The sequence below is a fragment of the Streptomyces sp. WI03-4A genome (assembly GCF_033792105.1).
GTDB lineage: Bacteria > Actinomycetota > Actinomycetes > Streptomycetales > Streptomycetaceae > Streptomyces > Streptomyces collinus_A.
On the sequence record NZ_JARAUO010000009.1, the window covers coordinates 211976 to 230082 of the forward strand.

Genomic DNA, 18107 nt, shown 5'->3' on the forward strand with positions numbered 1-18107 from the left:
TGAGCCCGCCCCCCGCTCCGCCCCCTCGCCGCCCCCGCGCCGCCCCCTCGCCGCCCCCGCGCCGCCACCCCTGCCGGCCGCCGCGCGTTCGCGCCGGGCGGCCTCACCCGTGCGGGTGCACCCCGTCCCGCCGTCCGTGGCACAGCGCGGGTCCTGTCGTTCGGCAGCCGTGTGACGTTCGCTACGAGAGGTGATTGAGACAGGGGGAACGGGCAACGTTCCCCCTCATGCCCCACGCGAACCTCCAGCGGCAGGTGATCGGATGACGACGGCGACGACCCGGGAGACCCGGACGCCGCTCGCACGAACCGGCACGGACCACCCCTCGTCCAGCTCCCCCACGCCCGCCGCCATGACCTCCCTGCCGTCCCTCACGGGGCTTCGGTGGATGGCGGCGCTGCTCGTGTTCGGGCTGCACGTGAACAACTTCGGCTACTTCGGCGGGGGTGCCGGACGCATCGTGTTCTGGGGCTTCGGCGCCGGCGCCACCGGGGTGTCGTTCTTCTTCGTGCTCTCCGGTTTCGTGCTGACCTGGTCCGCGCGGCCCCATGACCGCGCCCTCGCCTTCTGGCGGCGGCGCGTGGCGCGGATCTACCCGGTGCACCTGGTCACCCTCGGCGTCGCGTTCCTCATGGCGTACACGCTGGCCCGCCAGCCGAGGCCGGCGCCCTCGCAGGCGCTGGCCAACGCCCTGCTGGTGCACTCCTGGTGGCGCCCCTGGTGGCAGACCCTGAACCCGGTGAGCTGGTCGCTGGCCTGCGAGGCGTTCTTCTACGCGGTCTTCCCGCTGCTGATCCTGGTGCTGCGCCGGCTCGGCGCCCGGGGCGCGACGGCGCTCGGCGCGCTCTCGGCCGCCGCGGTGCTGGTCCTGGCCTGGGCGGACGCCCACCACTGGTGGAGCCAGACGGTCTACGCCCTGCCCGCCGCCCGCCTCCCCGAGTTCGTGCTCGGCGCGGTCACCGCCCGGCTGGTGCTGCTCGGCCGGTGGCGCGGACCCGGTCTGGAGGCCTCGCTGGCCCTGGCGGTCATCGGTTACTTTTTCGTGCCCCAGGTCACCCCGGGCTACCCCGCCACCGTCTGCACCCTCCTCGGGTTCACCCTGCTCATCCCGGCGGCGGCCGTCGCCGACCTGCACGGGCTGCCGTCGTTGTGGCGGCACCGGCGGCTGGTGCGGCTGGGCGAACTGTCGTTCGCCTTCTACATGATCCACCTGCTGGTGCTGCGGACCGGCACCCAGTTGCTGGGCACCAAGCCGCACTTCGGGGTGGCGGCGGGCCTGGCGGTCACCGCCGTCGCCTTCACCCTGTCGCTCGCCCTGTCGTGGCTCCTGTACGAGGCGGTGGAGAGCCCGGCGCGACGCCTGCTGCTGCGCCGCCGCCGCACCGGCGGCAGGCCCGCCGACCCGCCGAGGGAGCCGGCCCCCGCGTGCCCCGCGGTCGCGGCCGTACCGCCCGAGTGACCCGGCGGCCCGCCGGACCCACGGCCGAACCGCGTGCATGACATGCCCGCGGACAGGAACCCGGACCTCTCACACCACCGACGACGAGAGGCGGAACCCATGTCCCAGGTCGAGGAGTCCGTGCGGGTCGACGTCCCCGTGCACACCGCGTACAACCAGTGGACCCAGTTCGAGACCTTCCCCCGGTTCATGGAAGGGGTCGAGCGCATCGAGCAGCGCACGGACACGCTGACCCACTGGGTGACCAACGTCGGCGGGGTCCGGCGGGAGTTCGACGCCGCCATCACCGAACAGCGGCCCGACGAGCGGGTGGCGTGGACCACCGTGGACGGTGAGGCGCGGCAGGCCGGGGTGGTCACCTTCCACCGCATCGACGACTCCACCACGAAGGTCATGCTGCAACTGGAGTTCGAACCCGAGGGGCTCGCCGAGAACGTCGGCGACAAGCTCGGCCTCGTCAAGCGCCGGGTCTCCGGCGACCTGCGGCGGTTCAAGGACTTCATCGAGCAGCGCGGCGGCCGGGAGACCGGGACGTGGCGCGGCGAGGTCGGCGGCCCGGACGGCGCCGGACTGCACTGACCCGTCGTCCGACCCGTCGCACTCCCGGGTGACATGCACAACAGCGAGGAGAGCCCGTGCCGATCCGGGGTAGACGGCTCTGCGGAACCCGCCCGGCGGCCTGAACCGCCGGGCGCCGTCGACGCAGTGAGGGAGCCGTGGCGACCATGCGCGAAGGCCCGGCCGACGCGTCCCGGTGGGCGGGAGCAGAACCCTGCTCCCGCCCACCGCGCCGTCGTCCGCCCGTACGCACCGTGCCGCGGAGCCCGGCCGTCGCCGGGCGGCGCGCAGCCGGACCACCCGGGCCGCGCGCCGCCCGCGCACCGGGCCTGCGACACGGAGGGCTTGACGGCCGGTGCGGCCGGTCGAGCCCTCCGGTGCGCGTCAGGCCCGGCCGGCCAGGGACAACTCCCTTGGCGGGGACGGATTTTGGACCGGTCAGAGCCTCGCGGTTGCCGTGACCGGACGGCATTGACCGGCCCCGGGCCGGCCGTCCGGCGGCGGACCTGGGGGTCGTTGGAAGGGAGAGGATGTACGTGCCGGAGCAGGACGCGACCGGATCGGCGGCGCGGTTGGTGAGCTCCTTCCTGGAGCGGCGGCGGGAGCAGATCGCCCAGCGCTGGGCGGACGCGCCCTTGTTCCGTTCGGTCTTCACCGTCTCCCGCGACGAGGCGGTCGAGGCGTGCAAGGCCGTCGTGGACGCGCTCTCCGACGTCGCGGTGAGCGGACGGCCGGAGCACATCGGCGCTCCCGGCTTCACCACCGTGCGCGAGCAGCTGGGCCGGATGGCGGCGACCCGGGCCCGCACCGGGTCCACCCCGGCGCAGATCGCCGACGAGGTGGCCGCGCTGCGCGAACCCGCGGTCGAGCTGCTGCGCCGGGAGTTCCCCGATCCCCACGGCGCCGAGGCGCAGGAGTGCGTGCTCACCCTGACCCTGATCATGGGCACCCTGCGCCTGGTGGTCATGGAGACGACGCTCAGCGAGGGCGAGGACCTGATCGAGCGGCAGCGGCTGCAGCTGATCGAAGCGGCCACGCCGGTCATCAGCCTGTGGGAGGGGACCGTCGCCGTCCCGCTGATCGGGACCCTGGACAGCGCGCGCAGCCAGGTGGTCATGGAGTCCCTGCTGGAGGCGATCGTCGACCAGCGGGCGCGGTACGCCATCCTGGACATCACCGGTGTGCCCACGGTCGACTCGCTCGTCGCGCAGCACCTGATGAAGACCGTGGCCGCGGCCCGGCTGATGGGGGCCGAGTGCATCGTCTCCGGTATCCGGCCGGCGATCGCGCAGACGATCGTGCAGCTCGGCATCGACCTCGGGACCGTCGTCACCCGTGCCTCGCTGGCGGACGCGCTCGCCTACGCGCTGGGCCGGCAGGGCATCGAGGTCACGGCCCGCGCGGACGCCGCTGCGAGCGCCCGGTGAACCAACCGCTCACCGGACCGGCCCAGGTGCCCGTGCTGGCCCTGGGCGACATCCTGCTCGTGTCGCTGCAGGGCGAGCTGCACGACGGCCTGGCCGAACAGCTCCAGCACGACCTCACCAGCCGTGTCTCCGCCAGCGGCGTCACGGGGGTGGTGATCGACATCTCCGGTGTGGACATGGTCGACTCGTTCCTCGGGCGGGTACTCGGCGAGATCGCCTCGATGGCCCGGCTGCTCGCGGCCCGTACGGTGATCGCGGGCATGCGGCCGGCCGTGGCGATCACGCTGGTCGAGCTGGGGCTCACGCTGCCCGGGCTGGTGACCGCCCTCGACGTCGACCGCGCCCTGGAACTGCTGTCCTCGGGGGGAACGTGATGCAGGCATCCGGCCACGCGTCCGCGACCAGCCTGCCCATCGGCTCGGACGCGGATCTGGCCTGGGTCCGGCAGCAGGTGCGGCAGTGCGCGGCGCGGCTCGGCTTCGGTCTGGTGCAGCAGACCAAGCTGGTCACCGCGGCCAGCGAGCTGGCCCGCAACACCCTGGTGCACGGCGGCGGCGGCCGGGCGGAGATCACTCCCCTGGACGACGGCCGCGCCCGGGGGCTGCGGATGAGGTTCACCGACGACGGCCCGGGCATCCGCGACCTCGACCTCGCGATGAGCGACGGCTACACCTCCGGGGGCGGCCTCGGACTGGGGCTGAGCGGCGCGAAGCGGCTGGTGCACGAGTTCGCCGTGGACACCGAACCGGGCCGGGGCACCACGGTCACGGCCGTCGCCTGGGTCACCCATGTGCCCTCCTCCCGCCCGGGGGTGCGATGAGCCGGGTCTGGGAGATCCCGGTGCACGACTCGACGCGGGTGCGGGACGTCCGGGTCGCGGCACGGGAGGCGAGCGCCCTCGCGGCCCTGGACCGGGACCGCACGGCGGCCGCCGAGCTGGTCGGCACCGAGCTGGCGACCAATCTGCTCAAGCACGCGGGCGGAGGCCGCATGGTGCTGAACCTCGTGGACGGCCCGGCCGCCGACAAGGCCGCCGGCGCGCCGTCGGTGCAGCTGTGCTCGCTCGACCACGGGCCGGGCATGGCCGACGTCGGCGCGGCGCTGCGCGACGGGTACAGCACCGTCGAGGCGTCCCTCGGCGCCGGCCTGGGCAGTTGCCGGCGGATAGCGAACCACTTCCGGCTGTACAGCGCGCCGGGCCGGGGCACGGTGGCGACGGCCCGGGTCGACCGGGAGCCGGTCCGGCGCTCGGCGGCGGCGGCGGACGACGTGCTGACGGTCGGCGGGATCACCCTCGCGCTGGGGCAGGCGGCGGATTCCGGCGACGCCTGGGGCTGGGCCCGGTCGGGTCCCCTGCTGACGCTGTTGCTCGCCGACGGCCTCGGCCACGGCGGCAAGGCCGCGCACGCCTCCACCGCCGCGGTCGAGGAGCTGCGCCGCGCCGCGCACCTGCCGCCGGTGGAGATACTGCGCCGCCTGAACGACACGCTGCGCCGCACCCGCGGAGCGGCGGTCGCGGTGGCACAGGCGGACACCGACCGGCGGGAACTCCGCTTCGCCGGGGTCGGCAACATCGGCGCACGGCTGCGCTCGGCGGACGGCTGGACGCCCCTCGTCTCCCACCCGGGCATCGTCGGCGCGTACTTCCCGGCGCAGGTTCCGCTGCGCCGGGCGCCGTGGGGGCCGGACAGCCTGCTCGTCCTGCACAGCGACGGGCTGCCGAGCCGCTGGTCGCCGCCCGACGACCCCCGCCTGCTCACCCGTGATCCGACGGTGGTGGCCGCGACGGTCCTGCGCGACGCCGGCAGTCCCGCCCGCCCCGTACGCGACGACACCAGCGTGGCCGTACTGGCCCCCGACCGCCGGACCAGCACCCATGACAGCCGCCTCTGACATCTGGACCATCGCCTCGACCGCCGACGCGGCCCGCGCCCGAGCCCTGCTGGCGCGGCTCACGGCGGACGCCGGCGTGCCCGCGCTCGAACGCGCCCGTTTCCTCACCGCGTTCACCGGTCGCGTGCGCGACAGCGTGGCCGCGGGCGGCGCGCAGGTCGGCGTCGTCGCCGACCGGGAGCGGCGACTGCACGTCTGCGTACGGCAGCCGGACCGCCCGGAGCCGTGGCTGCGGACGCTCGTCTGCCCCGCTCCCCTGCCCCGGCCGCTGCCCGACCCCGCCGGCCTGGACGGCACCGAACTCGCCGAGGCGCTCCTGGACGCCGACGAGGACGCGGCCGCCGTGCTGGAGAGCCTGAGCGAGAGGGAGGAACTGGTCAGCTTCCACCGCGAGGAGCTGCACCAGACCAACCAGGGCGTCCTCGCGCTGCACGCCGAACTGGAGGCGGCCGCGCGGGCCCAGCGCGAACTGCTCGAGGCCGAGCGGAGCGCACGGGCCGCGGCGGAGCGGGCCCGCCGGCTGCTCACCTTCCTGACCAACGCGAGCGCCGCCCTCAACGCCTCACTGGACCACGAGGACATCGTGCACCGGCTGCCCGACCTGCTCGTCCCCGACTACGCCGAGCACGTGGACCTCTGGCTGGCCGAGGACGAACGCGCCTCCGCCGACGGCCGCGCCGCCGCCACGGTGACCGCGGCCCGCACCGGGCGCCCCCAGCACGCGGCGGCCCACCCCGGCGAACTGCCCGGCGTGGACGACGCGCCGCCGTCCGCCCTCTCCCCCGGGCGGCCGCTGCTGTGCATCCCGCTCGGCGCCCGCACGGTGCAGGGGGTACTGACCCTGTCCGCGCCCGGTGACCGTTTCGACCCGGACACCACCGTGATGCTGCTGGAACTCGCCCGGCGGGCGGGCATCGCGCTGGACAACGCCCGCCAGTACGAACAGCACCGGGATGTGGCCAGGGAGTTGCAGCAAGCCCAGCTCACCGACCTGCCCAGCACACCGGACCTGGCGCTGGCCGCCCGCTATCTGCCGGCGACCCGCGGCCTGAACATCGGCGGCGACTGGTACGACGCCTTCCCGCAGCCCGACGGCAGTGTGCTCGCGGTGATAGGGGACGTCACGGGGCACGGGCTGCGCGCGGCCGTCATCATGGGGCAGTTGCGCACCGCCCTGCGCGCGTACGCCGTCGAGGGCAACGGACCCGCGCGCATCCTGACCCTGCTGCACCGGATGCTCCGCCACCAGCAGCCGGAGCTGTACGCGACCTGCGCGATCGCCCGTTTCACGCCGGGCGATCCCACCCTGGTGTGGGCCGCCGCCGGGCATCCGCCCGCCGTCGTGCGCGAGCCGGACGGCGCCGTGCGGGTGCTGGAGGTCAAGCCGGGGATCATGCTGGGCGTGCCGCTGGCCTACGAGTACGAGGAGAACACGGTCGAACTGCCCGCGGGGTCCACCCTGGCGCTGTACACGGACGGCCTGGTGGAGCGGCGGGCGGCCGGGATCGACGCGGGGATCGAGCGCCTCGCGCAGGCCGTGGGGGCGCTGGGGTCGGTGGAGCTGGAGGACCTGGACACGGCGGCCGACTCGCTGCTGAAGCCGATGCTGCACGACTCCGAACACGACGACGACGTCTGCCTGTTGCTCTGCCGTACGACGGCCGCGCCGCCGGATCCCGCGCCCGCGTCCTGAACGGCCGTGGGCCGGCCCCCGCGTCGGGGGGCCGGCCCACGGTGGCGTCAGCCGTTCGTGCAGGAGCTGCCGCCGGCCGGGTTCAGCAGCCCGATCACGTCGATGGTGTCGCCGCACAGGTTCAGGCCGAGGTCGACCGGCACCTGGACGACGTTGCCGGAGAGGACGCCCGGGCTGTTGGCGGCGGCGCCTACGGGGTTCGGGTCGGCCGCGAAGGCGGTCGTGGTGCCCGCCATCGCGAGGGCACCCGCGAGAACTGCCGTGGTGACGAAGCTGCGCTTGCGCATGAGTTGCCTCACTGGTTGACGAAAGGACCCTCTCATCACAACGGCAGCGGACACCGGCCGCCTGTCCTGGTACGCCGTCCGGGCCGGGCAGTTGCCCCGTTCAGGTGGCGGCGGGGAACCGTTCCCAGACCCGGTGGGCGCCGAGCAGCGAGGCGGCCTGCTGGAGGGCGGTCGACACGCTGTCGGCGACGATCACCCCGGGGGCGTCCGACGGGATGCCGGCGGCCTCCAGGACCTCCTCGCCGCCCTTGGCCGCGCCGATGGCCTTGCCGTGCCGGTACGCCTCGTTCAGCAGCAGCCCCACCCGCGGGTCCGGGGTCGCCTGCCGGGCGGCGGGCAGTCCCGCCTTGGCGTCCCGGGCACCGTAGGCGTCGACGCCCACCCCGGCCGGGCCGGCCAGCAGCAGGGCGTCGTACTCGACGGAGCGCGCGGTGGCGTAGGTGCGCTGGACGGCCAGGGCGTCCGCGCCCGAGCCGAGGGTGCCGCCGGCCGGTGCGATGACCAGCGGGACCATGCCGGCGTCCAGGATCTCCTGCCGTACGGCCCGTGCGCCGTCCAGGTCGCCGTCGGGGCCGGTGATGATGCCGATGACCCGTCCTTCGGTGGGCCAGGTGCGGCCGACCTGGGACAGGGCCGGGCTCGGCTCGACGTCGGCGAGGGGGACGGTGGGCTCGGGTGCGGGCAGGCCGAGGCCGTCCGCGACGCCCGCGCACAGCTCCGGGTCGATGTTGGCGAGGACCCCCAGCGCCCGTTCCCTGATGGCCGGTTCGTAGCACTTCGCGAGTTCGAAGGAGTACGCGCCGATGATGTGCTCGCGCTCGACCGGGCTCATGCTCAGCCAGAACCGGCGCGGCTGGCTGAAGTGGTCGTCGAACGACGCCGGTGCCTCCCGGACCTTCGTCGCCTCCGGCACCCGCACCGGCGCCTCGACGAACGCGCCGGTGTCGGCGCCGGCCGTGAACGGGCAGCCGCCGTCCAGGGAGTTGGGGCGGTAGGGCGCCACCCCGCGGTGCACCGCCGTCTGGTGCATGCCGTCGCGCAGCATGTCGTTGACGGGCGCCTGCGGCCGGTTGATCGGGATCTGGGCGAAGTTGGGGCCGCCGAGACGGGTGATCTGGGTGTCCAGGTAGGAGAAGAGACGGCCGGACAGCAGCGGGTCGTCGGTGATGTCGATGCCCGGCACCAGGTGACCCGGGTGGAAGGCGACCTGCTCGGTCTCGGCGAAGAAGTTCGACGGGTTCCGGTTCAGGGTGAGCAGCCCGATGGGCTGCACCGGGGCCAGTTCCTCGGGCACGAGGTTGGTCGGGTCCAGCAGGTCGATGCCCTCGAAGGTCTGGTCGGGGGTGTCGGGGAAGGTCTGGATACCGAACTCCCACTCCGGGTAGGCGCCGGCCTCGATGGCGTCGGCGAGGTCACGGCGGTGGAAGTCCGGGTCGACGCCGTTGACGATCTGGGCCTCTTCCCACACCAGGGAGTGCACGCCGAGCTTCGGCTTCCAGTGGAACTTCACCAGCGTCGTGCCGCCCTCGGCGTCGACCAGCCGGAAGGTGTGGACGCCGAAGCCCTCCATCATGCGGAAGGACCGCGGGATGCCCCGGTCGGACATGTTCCACAGGGTGTGGTGGGTGGCCTCGGTGTGCAGGGTGACGAAGTCCCAGAAGGTGTCGTGGGCGCTCTGTGCCTGCGGGATCTCCCGGTCCGGGTGCGGCTTCGCCGCGTGGACGACGTCCGGGAACTTGATCGCGTCCTGGATGAAGAACACCGGCATGTTGTTACCGACCAGGTCGAAGACGCCCTCGCTGGTGTAGAACTTCGTGGCGAAGCCCCGGGTGTCCCGGACCGTGTCGGAGGAGCCCCGGGAGCCCAGCACGGTGGAGAAGCGCACGAAGACGGGTGTCTCGACGTCCTCCGCGAGGAACGCCGCCCTGGTCACACCGGCCGCGGTGCCGTAGCTGCGGAACACACCGTGCGCTCCGGCGCCGCGCGCGTGCACCGCGCGCTCCGGGATGCGCTCGTGGTCGAAGTGCATCACCTTCTCCCGCAGATGGTGGTCCTGGAGGAGCACCGGTCCGCGGGGGCCCGCCTTCAGCGAGTGGTCGGTGTCGTACAGCCGGGTGCCCTGGGCGTTGGTGAGATAGCTGCCGCTCTGGGCCATCCGTGCCTGGTCGGCGCCGGTCGGCTGTCCGGTGGGCGAGACGGTGGCCGGGCCGGACTGGTCGGGCTTGGGGGGCAGCGGGTCGCGCGGCTCGGTCGGCTCGGCGACCGGCGGTGACTCGGGAGCCGGCCTGCCGGGGATGCCGTCCTTCGGGGCCCCGTACGCGCCGTCCTCGCCCTGCACGGCGTGGGCGACCTTCTCCGCCGCACGCTTGAGGGGGTTGGTCTCACTCATCACTACCATTCCTTCACTGGTCACGAGGGTTGCCCCCGTACGGGCGAGGCGGGTTCGCGGCACACGGGGACGGGCGCCTGCGGTGGTACGCGCGCATGCGTCCGTATCGGATCATGTGCGGTCGAATCGGTCGGACGTGGGTCCTCACACCGAGGTCCCCGGGCCGGGGCATCCGAAACCGGGGATCGCATGGCATTTCCCCGTGGGGTGAAGTCGGGCCGGGACACCACACCTTGGCGGTGCGGCCGGCCTTTCGGACGTGTGCGCCCGGACCCGGAGACCAGCGGGCGGGGTCAACGGCCCCCTGCCGACGGAGGGTTCGCAGCAGGGCCGGTTTCTTGACCCGGTGGCGGGCCGCCATGCGCGCCCGCACTCGACACCCTAGGCGGTGCACCGGGGCCGCGCAGGTCGGACACCGCCGGTCAGGGGCGTGCGACGACGCGCAGGGTCTTCAGCGCCGGGTCCGCCGAGTCGGAGATCAGGAAGCCGTGCCCGACACCGCTGCGCAGGCGGTCCAGCACCTCCGCCGTGATGACCTCGCCGGGCACGTGTTCGGCCTCGGCGAAGAACGCCTCGCGCGGCGGGACGGCCTGCTCCCGTTCCAGCACCCCGGGGGCGGCCAAGCACTTCCGCGACAGCGAGGTGCTGTGCGAGCACTTCGCCGGCCCCCTGACCCGCGCCGGGATCGACCTGAGCCCGCCCACCCCCCGCGTCCACCTGGGGTCGGGGTTCGCCGCGGCCGCCGCTTCGGAGCGGGCCCGGCGGGTGCTGGAGGCGGTCGGGGAGCCGCTCGCCTGCACGGCCGGGGACGTGCTGCGGGACGCGGGGCTGCGCGGCCGTGCCTGGGACGGGCACCGCCGACCGGTGTGAGGTGCCTCAGGCGGTCGGGGTGTCCTGGTCCGCGGGGGTGGTCGTGGCGGCGCCGCGGGCGTGGTCCACCGCGGCGGGCAGCGCCTCGCGGATCCGCTCGGGCAGCCGGCCCGTGGCGGGCCACTGCACCAGCCAGTGCGCGACCTCGCGCAGCTTGATGTTGGTGTGCTGCGAGATGTGGCGCAGGACCACCCAGCCGTGCTCGGGGTGCAGGCTCCCCACGGTGATGACCACGCCGATGGCCTGGTCGATGAGCGCGTGCGAGGCCATGGCCCGGCGCAGCTGGCCCACCTCCTCCTGCAGGGTGGTGAGCGGGTCGGGGTCCACGTACGGTCCGGTCATGTCGGGCAGCCTCCGTGCTGCGCTCAGTCGTGGAAAGCCGATACGCGAACAGCCTGGCTCGCGATGGTACAGATTACGAAAAACACCTGGTCAGCCTCGCTATCTCGGGCCCCTTCGCGGGCATGCGCCCCTCATGGAGACGCTCACCTTCGACAGTGCCGACCTGGCCGTGACCGAGGACTTCCTCAGCCGCGCCTACGCCAGGATGAGCATCGGCAGCAGCGCGCCCGGCGCCGGCCGGGCCCGCATCGTGCGCAACGGCGTGCCCTGCGTCAGCGTCGACGAGCTCGATCTGGACTTCGAGATGAGCTACTCGGTGACGCCGCTGGGCCGGATCTGCCTGTGCCTCGTGCACGACGGCACCGTGCGCGACCACTCGTTCCCGGGGATGGAGGACGCCTTCGGCCCCGGTGACGTGGTGATGTTCGCTCCGCCGGACCTGCCGTACTCGGGACGGATCTGCGCCGCCCGCTACAACATCACCATGCTCGACCCGGCCCTGCTCGGCCAGGTGGCCTCCGGCGGGCCGCACGGCGACGGGCCGGTCCGGCTGACCGGGCACCGGCCGCACTCGGCGGCCGCCGCCCGCTACCTGAGCCACGCGATCGCCCACCTGCGCGACCACGTGCTGGCCGACCCCGCCGTCGCCGACCAGCCACTGATCGCCTCCACGGCCGCGCAGCACCTGGCGGCGACGGTGCTGGCGACGTTCCCCAACACCGCGCTCACCGAGCCGGCGGGCCCCGATCGCGGCGACGCCCGCCCGGCGACCCTGAGACGCGCCCTGGCCTTCGTCGACGACCACGCCGACCAGCCGGTGACGGTCGCCGAGATCGCCGCGGCCGCGCATGTCACCGTGCGGGCGCTGCAGTACGCGTTCCGCCGCCATCTCGGCACGACCCCCCTCGCCCATCTGCGGCGGGTCCGTCTCGCGCACGCCCATCACGACCTGGTGGCCGCCGACCCGGCCGGCGGGACGACGGTCACCGAGATCGCCGCGCGCTGGGGCTTCCACCACGCGGGCCGTTTCGCCGCCGAGTACCGCAAGACCTACCGGCGGGCTCCGCACCGGACGCTGGCGGACGGCTGAGACGGGTGTGTCCCCGGACGGAGGTGCTCCGTCCGGGGACACGGTCCCGCTGGGGAACCAGCAGAACCAGGGGAACCAGGGGAACTAGGGGAACGACGTGATCTTGGACGGGACGGTGTCCGTGCCCGAGGTCGCGGCTCCGGTGCTGTTGACGACGTGGGCGTACTGGCCCTTGCCGCCGAGGGAGATCACGAGCAGGTCGTGCATCTTGATGCCCGTGGTGGTGGGCACCTGGAAGCCGTGGGCCTGCACGATCGAGGGATCGGACGTGTAGTTGCAGTAGCTGCCCAGGCCCCATGCCTCGTGCGTGCCGACGGTGTCGGCGACCTTGTAGGCCGCGTAGCCGACGATGCCGTCATGGGTGATGGCGGCGGCGTTCGGGGCGTCATAGGCCTTCTCGTTCTGGAAGAAGATCGTCCGGCCGCGTTCTCCGCTCCAGTACACGTCGTACTTGTTGAAGTGTTCGACGAACAGGCCGGTGGCGAGCACGTCGTTGCCGTTGACCCGCAGTCCGTAGTCGGCGCGGTTGGTGTCCCAGCCGACCCCGGTGCCGTGGTCCGCGCGCCAGAGCCAGGTGTGGTCGATGATCACGTTGTTGCTGTCGACGACGACCGAGTTGGTGGCGAGGCCGGGTCCGGCGCCGCCGATGCGGACGAACACGTCCTGCATGCTGGTCGGGTTGGCCGAGTGGTCGGCGCCGGAGCCGGGCGCGCCGATCCGCAGCAGGGTGTCGGAGTTGACCGGTCCCGCGTCGATGAGGAACCCGGCGAGCTTCACGCCGTCGACGTCGGCGACGTGCATGGCGTCGACGCCGTTGTCCGGGATCAGGGTGGCGAGGCCGAGGCCGAGGACCACGGTGTTGGCGCGGGTGACGTCGATCGTCCGGTCGAGGTGGTAGACGCCGGGCGTGAAGAGGAGGTTGAGGCCCTGGGCGAGGGCCGCGTTGATGGTGGTGGCGGTCGCTCCCGGCTTGACCACGTAGAACTGGTCGAGCGGCAGCGAGGTGCCCGCGTTCGCCGGCCAGGAGACGCCCCGGGCGTTGGTCCGCTTGGCCGGGACGAACACCTTGTAGGTGGAGCCGTCCAGGTAGAGGAAGGGCTTCTCGCGGGAGACCGGTGTGGTGTCCAGGGTGGTGTACGGGCCGCTGTCGAAGTTGGTCGCGGGTGCGCCCTGGACGCCGGAGAACGTCATGTTCCACACGCCGTTGGTCCAGCCGCCGACCGAGCTGTCGCGGGTGTACCACTGCTGCTGGGAGTACGGCCCGACGGTTCCGTCGATCTTCGAGTCGGCGATGTAGCCGCCGGAGGCCCAGCCGTAGCCGTTGGGTGCGAGGTTGAGGCCGCCCTGGACGTGGATCCGGCGGAAGGGCGCCGCCTGCGCGACGGCCCAGCGGTCGTCGCCGTGGGAGGGCCTGATGGCGAGGTTCTCCGCCGAACGCCAGAAATTCTGGGTGGCGTTGCCGTTGAACCAGCCCGCGTCCACGGTGACGTCACCGTTGATCTGGGTGTCGTCCGGGTTCAGGCCGAGTCCGGAGATGGAGGTGTAGAAGCCGATCTGGGCGTTGACGCCGTTGTAGGTGCCCGGCTTGAGCAGGAACTGGTAGCGGCCGGTGCCGAACTGGCTGGACTCCTGCTGCTTGAAGACGTCGTCGAACTTCTGCTGGAGGTTCGGGGTCGAGGGGTCGACGACGATCACGTTCGGGCCGAGGTCACCGCCGCCCTCGATCGGGGGCGTGCCGGTGCCGCCGGTGTGCACGGCGACCTCCCACAGGGAGTAGCCGTAGCCGGTGCCCCGCGCGGTGCCCAGGATCCGGACGTAGCGGCCCGAGCCGCTGACGTCGTAGGAGGCGGTCCCGCCGGTCGCGCCGTCGACGCTCTTGAGGGTGTTCCAGCTCTGTCCGTCGGCGGACGCCTGGATCTGGAAGTCCTTGCCGTACGCGGCCTCCCAGGTGAGGTCGACCTTGCACAGGTCCTTGGCCGCGCCGAGGTCCACCTGGAGCCACTGCGGGTCGGACGCCTGGCTGGACCAGCGGGTCCCGGTGTTCCCGTCGAAGGCGGCGGAGGCGGGGGTGCCGGCGTTCTCGGTGGAGGACGCCGTGGCCGGTCGGCCCTGGGCGGCGTTCGCGGTCCCGCAGGTGGGCTGAGTGCTGCCGCCCGTGGCGCCGAACACCTGGAACTCCCAGAGGGAGTAGCCCCATTGCGTGGCGCGGTGCACGCCGAGCATGCGCACGTAGCGGCCCTGTCCGGACACGTCGAGGGTGTCGGCGCCTCCGTCGGAGCCGGTGACGGACTTCAGGTCGGTCCAGGCGCTCCCGTCCTTGGAGATCTGGACCTTGTAGTCCTTGCCGTACGCGGTCTCCCAGTTGAGGACCACCTGGGTGACCGACGCGGTGGCCCCCAGGTCGACCTGGAACCACTGGTCGTCGGTGGCGGCGGAGGACCAGCGGGTGCCGGTGTCGCCGTCGACGCCCTTGGCGGCCGCGGTTCCGGCGTTCTCCTCCGACGACGCGGTGGCCGACTTGCCCTGGGACAGGGGGGTCTCGGCGGCGGCGGCCGGTGGATGGGTGGTGGGCAGGGCGATCAGCGCGGCTGCGGCGGCCAGCGCGACGCCCAGGGATCTCAGTCTCATGCGGCGGCTCCATGCGGCTAAAGGCGGCAGAAGGGGTCGGCGCACGACCCCTCGACTTAGTTCATGTTTTGATTTAAGTGATGAACCAAGCGGGCGGCAAGCCTTCGGAAGACAAAACCTTGAACTGCTAACGCACCTGTGCCGCTTGGCCGTTGACCATCTCCAGCAGAGCGGCGTGGGTCTCGGCGTCCGCGGCCGCGATCAGGCCGCCCGTGCCGGTGTGGACGGGCGTGCCGTCGAGGCCGGTCACCACGCAGCCGGCCGCCCGGCACAGGGCGATACCCGCCGAGAAGTGAACGCTGTCCCGCAGGAGGCCGTCGGTGACGTACGCGGCCCGGCGCCCCGCGGCCACCCAGGCGACCGCGAGGGTGGTGGACACCACGCGGGGCCGGAACCGCCGGACGAAGCCGGGGTCGGCCAGCAGCCGGGCGGCCTGGAAGCCGGGGGCGTTGGGGAACGGCGGGTCGAGGTTGACGTCCACCAGCCGGGAGCCGGGCGAGGGCGTCAAGTCCTCGTCGCGGTCCTCGTACCGCATCCGGGCCCGCTGTCCGTCGGTCCAGAAGACCTCGCCGCTGAACGGGTCGGCCGTCGCCGCCGCCGTGATCGCGCCGTCCACGCGCAGGGCCACGTTCACCCCCACCAGCATGGAGCGCGAGGCGTAGTTGAGGGTGCCGCACAGCGGGTCGACGAGCCAGCGGCGGCGGGCGTCCACCGCGCCGCTGCTCCCGCCCTCCTCGCCGGTCACCGCGTCGCCGGGCCGTGCGGCGCGCAGCACGCCCACGATGGCCTCCTCGGCCGCGAGGTCGGCGGCCGTGGCGAAGTCACCGGCGGACTTCTCGACGCGGGCCCCCGGTTCGCCGAACATCGCGCGGACCACGACCGCGCCCGCCAGGGCCGCCCGGACGGCGAGCCGGCCGTCCGGCTCCGAGTCGATCATCCCCATCCGGGCAGGATAGCTCCCGCCTCACAACAGGACGGGGGTCAGCGCGAGTTCGGTGGACGGCGGCCGCTCCTCAGCGCTCCGTGCCGGCGGCGGGGAGCGGGTCGTCCCAGGTGAGCTGGTGGAGCAGCGCCTCGTCGGGCTCGTGTCCCGCGGACGGGCCGCGCGAGGGGGCGCGAGTGCCCCGGGAGATGCCGCCGCTGACGGTGATGTTCTGCTCGACGCGCGGGCGGCGGTGGTGTTCGTAGCGGGCGAACGCGGCGCCGGACCCGGGGGCGTCGCGCAGCGCCTTGGCGAGGACGACCGCGTCCTCCAGCGCCATGGAGGCGCCCTGCCCGGTGGCAGGGGACGCCGCGTGGGCCGCGTCGCCGACGAGCAGCACGCGGCCGGTGTGCCAGGGGACGCCGAGTGGCATCTCGGTGGCGTTGACGGCCATGACGGGCCCGGCGCAGGCCGCGACGATCCCGGCGGCGGGGGTGTCGTCCCCGGCGAGCAGCGGGAGCAGTTCGGCGCGCGGGTCGCCGGCCGGGCGGTCCGGGTCCTGCCCTGCGGGCAGCGGGTCGCCGCCGGCCCGGGCGAACCAGTACGTCCGGCCGGCCGGGGAGACGGCGTACCCGAAGGCGGCGGCGCTGCCGCGCACCATGGTGATGGCGCCGGTGCGCCCGGCGGCGGGAGCGCCGTCCGTGTAGCCGTAGAAGACGCGCTGGCCCGCGTAGTGGGGTTGGGCCTCGGGCGCGACGACGAGCCGGCGCACGGCCGAGTTCAGGCCGTCCGCGCCGATCAGCAGGTCGGCGGTGAGTGCCCCGCCGTCGGCGAAGTGCGCGGTGACGCCGTCGGGGCCGTCCGCCACGGACACCAGGCGGGTGCCGTGCCGCAGGGGTACGCCGCGGCGGACCACCTCGCCCTGAAGGGCGGTGTTCAGCTCGCCGCGGCGCAGACAGCGGTAGCGCAGGGCCGGGTCGTCCGCCCCGCCGAGCGGCGTGTGCGCCGCCTCGGCGCCCCGGCTGTCCAGCAGGCGGAGCGAAGTCAGCGGAAAACCGACGGCCGTGACGGCGTCCGCGGCGTCGAGCTGGGCCAGGGCGCGCATGCCGTTGCTCGCCAGGGTCAGGAACGCGCCGATGTCCTCGGCGGCGTCGGGGTGCGCCTCGACGACGGTCACGTCGTGTCCGGCCTTGTGCAGGCCCAGGGCCGCCGCCGTGCCCGCGATGCCGCCGCCGACCACCAGGATGCGTGCCATCGGTTCCACCCCACCGTCCGTTCCGGTACCTCGACCGGTGGCACAGGTACGCCATGGAGGGCGGGGCGGGCAAACCGGGGCACCACATCCGGTCGTGTCGGCGCGGGTGGCGGCAGCGGGCCCGGGGCGCTCGCCGGTCACCGCTCCCGGGGTGGCCGGTTCACCCGGCGAGCTGCGGGTAGAGCGAGGCGAGGTCCTGCGACAGGACGGACTTGACCCAGCGGGTGGTGTCGTCGCCGAGCACCTCGTGCGCTCCGGACTCGACGCCGTCGAGGGCGGCCACGGCGATGTCGTGGGCGTTCGCCTTGGGGGCGTCGACGCCCGAGGTCATGTCGGTGTCCACGTAGGCCATGTGCAGGCCCGTGACCTCGATGCCGCGCGGGCGCAGCTCCAGGCGGAGGCTGTTGGTCTGCGACCACAGGGCGGCCTTGGTGGAGCTGTAGCTGCTGCCGTCGGCGGCCCAGGACAGGGCGGAGTGGACGTTGAGGAGATGGCCGCCGCCGTTGCGTTCGATGACCGGCGCGAAGGCGCGGGTGAGGAGCAGCGGGCCGTAGTAGTTGGTCTCGGTCTCGTGGCGGATGTCGTCGAGGGGCGAGCCGAGGACGCGGGCGCCGGTCGAGACGCCGGCGTTGTTGATCAGCACGGTGACGTCGGGCGCCTGTTCGGCGAGGGCGGCCACGGAGGCCGGGTCGGTGACCTCCAGGGGCAGCGCGACGGCGTCGGGGTGGGTGACGGTGCGGGGGTCGCGGGCGGTGGCGTACACCTTCCCTGCGCCCCGTTCGTACGCCTCCTCGACCAGGGCCTTACCGATGCCCCGGCTGCCGCCGGTGACGAGGACGACGGAGTTCTTGAGTGCGGTCACGGCAGTCTCCAGACAGGTGAAACCGATCGGTTTCCGCTAGCGTAAACCGATCGGTTTCCTGCGTCGAGCCGGGGGTCCCGCCGCCGGAGCGGGGGCATCCTGGAGGCGCACGTGGACGGCCGAGCGGGGAGGTGCGCGCATGCGAGGGTGGGCCGGTGGCTGGAAGGCCGCCGTGGTGGTCGTGCTGCTGGCGGGGTGCGGCGCTCCCGCGGGCGGCGGTACGGGCGCGGGCCCCGGCCCGTCGGAGAGCGCGGGCACGGGTACGCGACCGGCGGAGAGCGGCTCGTCCGGGCCGGCCCGGCCGTCGCAGCCCGCGCGGTCGTCGCCTGCCCCGTCGTCGCCGTCGGCGCCCGCATGCACTCCCAGGAAGACGCCACCAAGTTTGTCGAGACCTTCCTCAACACTCCGTTCTCCGGTGACGAGCACCACATC

At 73.6% G+C, this 18107-nt stretch carries 17 protein-coding genes and 1 pseudogene; 10 read left to right on the top strand and 8 right to left on the bottom strand.

Features of this window, described 5'->3' with window-relative positions; genetic code table 11:
• The first annotated feature begins 262 nt into the window (after positions 1 to 262).
• The 7 genes from PV343_RS13220 to PV343_RS13250 all read left to right on the top strand — a co-directional run bounded on the left by PV343_RS13220 (position 263) and on the right by PV343_RS13250 (position 7030).
• Positions 263 to 1459, top strand: coding sequence for an acyltransferase (locus PV343_RS13220; protein ID WP_319147067.1), 1197 nt, complete (start codon positions 263 to 265; stop codon positions 1457 to 1459).
• Positions 1460 to 1558: 99 nt separating this feature from the next.
• Entirely contained in the window at positions 1559 to 2038 is a 480-nt protein-coding gene (locus PV343_RS13225; protein WP_319147068.1) for an SRPBCC family protein, read from the top strand.
• 509 nt (positions 2039 to 2547) lie between these two features.
• On the top strand, positions 2548 to 3444 hold the full coding sequence (locus PV343_RS13230) for an STAS domain-containing protein (protein WP_319147069.1): 897 nt from the start codon (positions 2548 to 2550) through the stop codon (positions 3442 to 3444).
• Positions 3441 to 3818 carry an STAS domain-containing protein gene (locus tag PV343_RS13235; protein ID WP_319147070.1) on the top strand — a complete coding sequence of 126 codons (378 nt, stop codon included), beginning with the start codon at positions 3441 to 3443 and terminating at the stop codon, positions 3816 to 3818. The genes PV343_RS13230 and PV343_RS13235 overlap by 4 nt, the downstream gene beginning before the upstream one ends.
• A complete protein-coding gene (locus PV343_RS13240; protein WP_319147071.1) occupies positions 3818 to 4264 on the top strand; it encodes an anti-sigma regulatory factor in 447 nt (148 codons plus the stop codon). Before PV343_RS13235 ends, PV343_RS13240 begins: the two co-directional genes overlap by 1 nt.
• The gene (locus PV343_RS13245) at positions 4261 to 5337 is read left to right on the top strand and encodes a SpoIIE family protein phosphatase (protein WP_319147072.1); all 1077 of its coding nucleotides are present in this window, start codon (positions 4261 to 4263) and stop codon (positions 5335 to 5337) included. Before PV343_RS13240 ends, PV343_RS13245 begins: the two co-directional genes overlap by 4 nt.
• Positions 5321 to 7030 (top strand): SpoIIE family protein phosphatase, encoded by a 1710-nt coding sequence (locus PV343_RS13250; RefSeq protein ID WP_319147073.1) that lies wholly within the window; start codon positions 5321 to 5323, stop codon positions 7028 to 7030. Before PV343_RS13245 ends, PV343_RS13250 begins: the two co-directional genes overlap by 17 nt.
• A gap of 47 nt (positions 7031 to 7077) precedes the next feature.
• Here PV343_RS13250 and PV343_RS13255 read toward each other — a convergent pair whose 3' ends face one another.
• The 3 genes from PV343_RS13255 to PV343_RS13265 all read right to left on the bottom strand — a co-directional run bounded on the left by PV343_RS13255 (position 7078) and on the right by PV343_RS13265 (position 10329).
• Positions 7078 to 7317 (bottom strand): chaplin, encoded by a 240-nt coding sequence (locus tag PV343_RS13255; protein WP_319147074.1) that lies wholly within the window; start codon positions 7315 to 7317, stop codon positions 7078 to 7080.
• Positions 7318 to 7417: 100 nt separating this feature from the next.
• A complete protein-coding gene (locus tag PV343_RS13260) occupies positions 7418 to 9706 on the bottom strand; it encodes a catalase (protein ID WP_319147075.1) in 2289 nt (762 codons plus the stop codon).
• A 422-nt stretch (positions 9707 to 10128) separates the two neighbouring features.
• Entirely contained in the window at positions 10129 to 10329 is a 201-nt protein-coding gene (locus PV343_RS13265) for a hypothetical protein (RefSeq protein ID WP_319147076.1), read from the bottom strand.
• Positions 10330 to 10348: 19 nt separating this feature from the next.
• On the opposite strand from PV343_RS13265, the gene PV343_RS13270 reads away from it, so the two are divergent.
• Positions 10349 to 10576: a hypothetical protein gene (locus PV343_RS13270; protein ID WP_319147077.1), complete on the top strand. Its 228-nt coding sequence runs from the start codon at positions 10349 to 10351 to the stop codon at positions 10574 to 10576.
• A gap of 6 nt (positions 10577 to 10582) precedes the next feature.
• Here the strand turns inward: PV343_RS13270 and PV343_RS13275 are convergent, their stop codons facing one another.
• Complete coding sequence (locus PV343_RS13275; protein ID WP_319147078.1) at positions 10583 to 10918, bottom strand: ANTAR domain-containing protein; 336 nt, start codon at positions 10916 to 10918, stop codon at positions 10583 to 10585.
• 133 nt (positions 10919 to 11051) lie between these two features.
• On the opposite strand from PV343_RS13275, the gene PV343_RS13280 reads away from it, so the two are divergent.
• On the top strand, positions 11052 to 12008 hold the full coding sequence (locus tag PV343_RS13280) for a helix-turn-helix transcriptional regulator (protein WP_319147079.1): 957 nt from the start codon (positions 11052 to 11054) through the stop codon (positions 12006 to 12008).
• Between the two features lie 84 nt (positions 12009 to 12092).
• On the opposite strand, the gene PV343_RS13285 is transcribed toward PV343_RS13280, so the two are convergent.
• From PV343_RS13285 to PV343_RS13300, 4 genes are all read right to left on the bottom strand, one after another.
• A complete protein-coding gene (locus PV343_RS13285; RefSeq protein ID WP_319147080.1) occupies positions 12093 to 14636 on the bottom strand; it encodes a discoidin domain-containing protein in 2544 nt (847 codons plus the stop codon).
• Between the two features lie 127 nt (positions 14637 to 14763).
• Entirely contained in the window at positions 14764 to 15579 is an 816-nt protein-coding gene (locus PV343_RS13290) for an inositol monophosphatase family protein (protein WP_319147081.1), read from the bottom strand.
• Positions 15580 to 15649: 70 nt separating this feature from the next.
• Entirely contained in the window at positions 15650 to 16813 is a 1164-nt protein-coding gene (locus tag PV343_RS13295) for an FAD-dependent oxidoreductase (protein WP_319147082.1), read from the bottom strand.
• 160 nt (positions 16814 to 16973) lie between these two features.
• Positions 16974 to 17675 carry an SDR family oxidoreductase gene (locus PV343_RS13300; protein ID WP_319147083.1) on the bottom strand — a complete coding sequence of 234 codons (702 nt, stop codon included), beginning with the start codon at positions 17673 to 17675 and terminating at the stop codon, positions 16974 to 16976.
• Positions 17676 to 18008: 333 nt separating this feature from the next.
• Here PV343_RS13300 and PV343_RS13305 point away from each other — a divergent pair.
• Positions 18009 to 18107: pseudogene (locus PV343_RS13305) on the top strand (RpiB/LacA/LacB family sugar-phosphate isomerase); the annotation flags it as partial.

Coding starts and splice junctions, on each gene's coding strand:
- PV343_RS13250 (WP_319147073.1), top strand. CDS start 5,321: ATGACAGCCGCCTCTGACATCTGGACCATCGCCTCGACCGCCGACGCG.
- PV343_RS13290 (WP_319147081.1), bottom strand. CDS start 15,579: ATGGGGATGATCGACTCGGAGCCGGACGGCCGGCTCGCCGTCCGGGCG.
- PV343_RS13295 (WP_319147082.1), bottom strand. CDS start 16,813: ATGGCACGCATCCTGGTGGTCGGCGGCGGCATCGCGGGCACGGCGGCG.
- PV343_RS13275 (WP_319147078.1), bottom strand. CDS start 10,918: ATGACCGGACCGTACGTGGACCCCGACCCGCTCACCACCCTGCAGGAG.
- PV343_RS13240 (WP_319147071.1), top strand. CDS start 3,818: ATGCAGGCATCCGGCCACGCGTCCGCGACCAGCCTGCCCATCGGCTCG.
- PV343_RS13280 (WP_319147079.1), top strand. CDS start 11,052: ATGGAGACGCTCACCTTCGACAGTGCCGACCTGGCCGTGACCGAGGAC.
- PV343_RS13260 (WP_319147075.1), bottom strand. CDS start 9,706: ATGAGTGAGACCAACCCCCTCAAGCGTGCGGCGGAGAAGGTCGCCCAC.
- PV343_RS13285 (WP_319147080.1), bottom strand. CDS start 14,636: ATGAGACTGAGATCCCTGGGCGTCGCGCTGGCCGCCGCAGCCGCGCTG.
- PV343_RS13245 (WP_319147072.1), top strand. CDS start 4,261: ATGAGCCGGGTCTGGGAGATCCCGGTGCACGACTCGACGCGGGTGCGG.
- PV343_RS13255 (WP_319147074.1), bottom strand. CDS start 7,317: ATGCGCAAGCGCAGCTTCGTCACCACGGCAGTTCTCGCGGGTGCCCTC.
- PV343_RS13230 (WP_319147069.1), top strand. CDS start 2,548: ATGTACGTGCCGGAGCAGGACGCGACCGGATCGGCGGCGCGGTTGGTG.
- PV343_RS13225 (WP_319147068.1), top strand. CDS start 1,559: ATGTCCCAGGTCGAGGAGTCCGTGCGGGTCGACGTCCCCGTGCACACC.
- PV343_RS13220 (WP_319147067.1), top strand. CDS start 263: ATGACGACGGCGACGACCCGGGAGACCCGGACGCCGCTCGCACGAACC.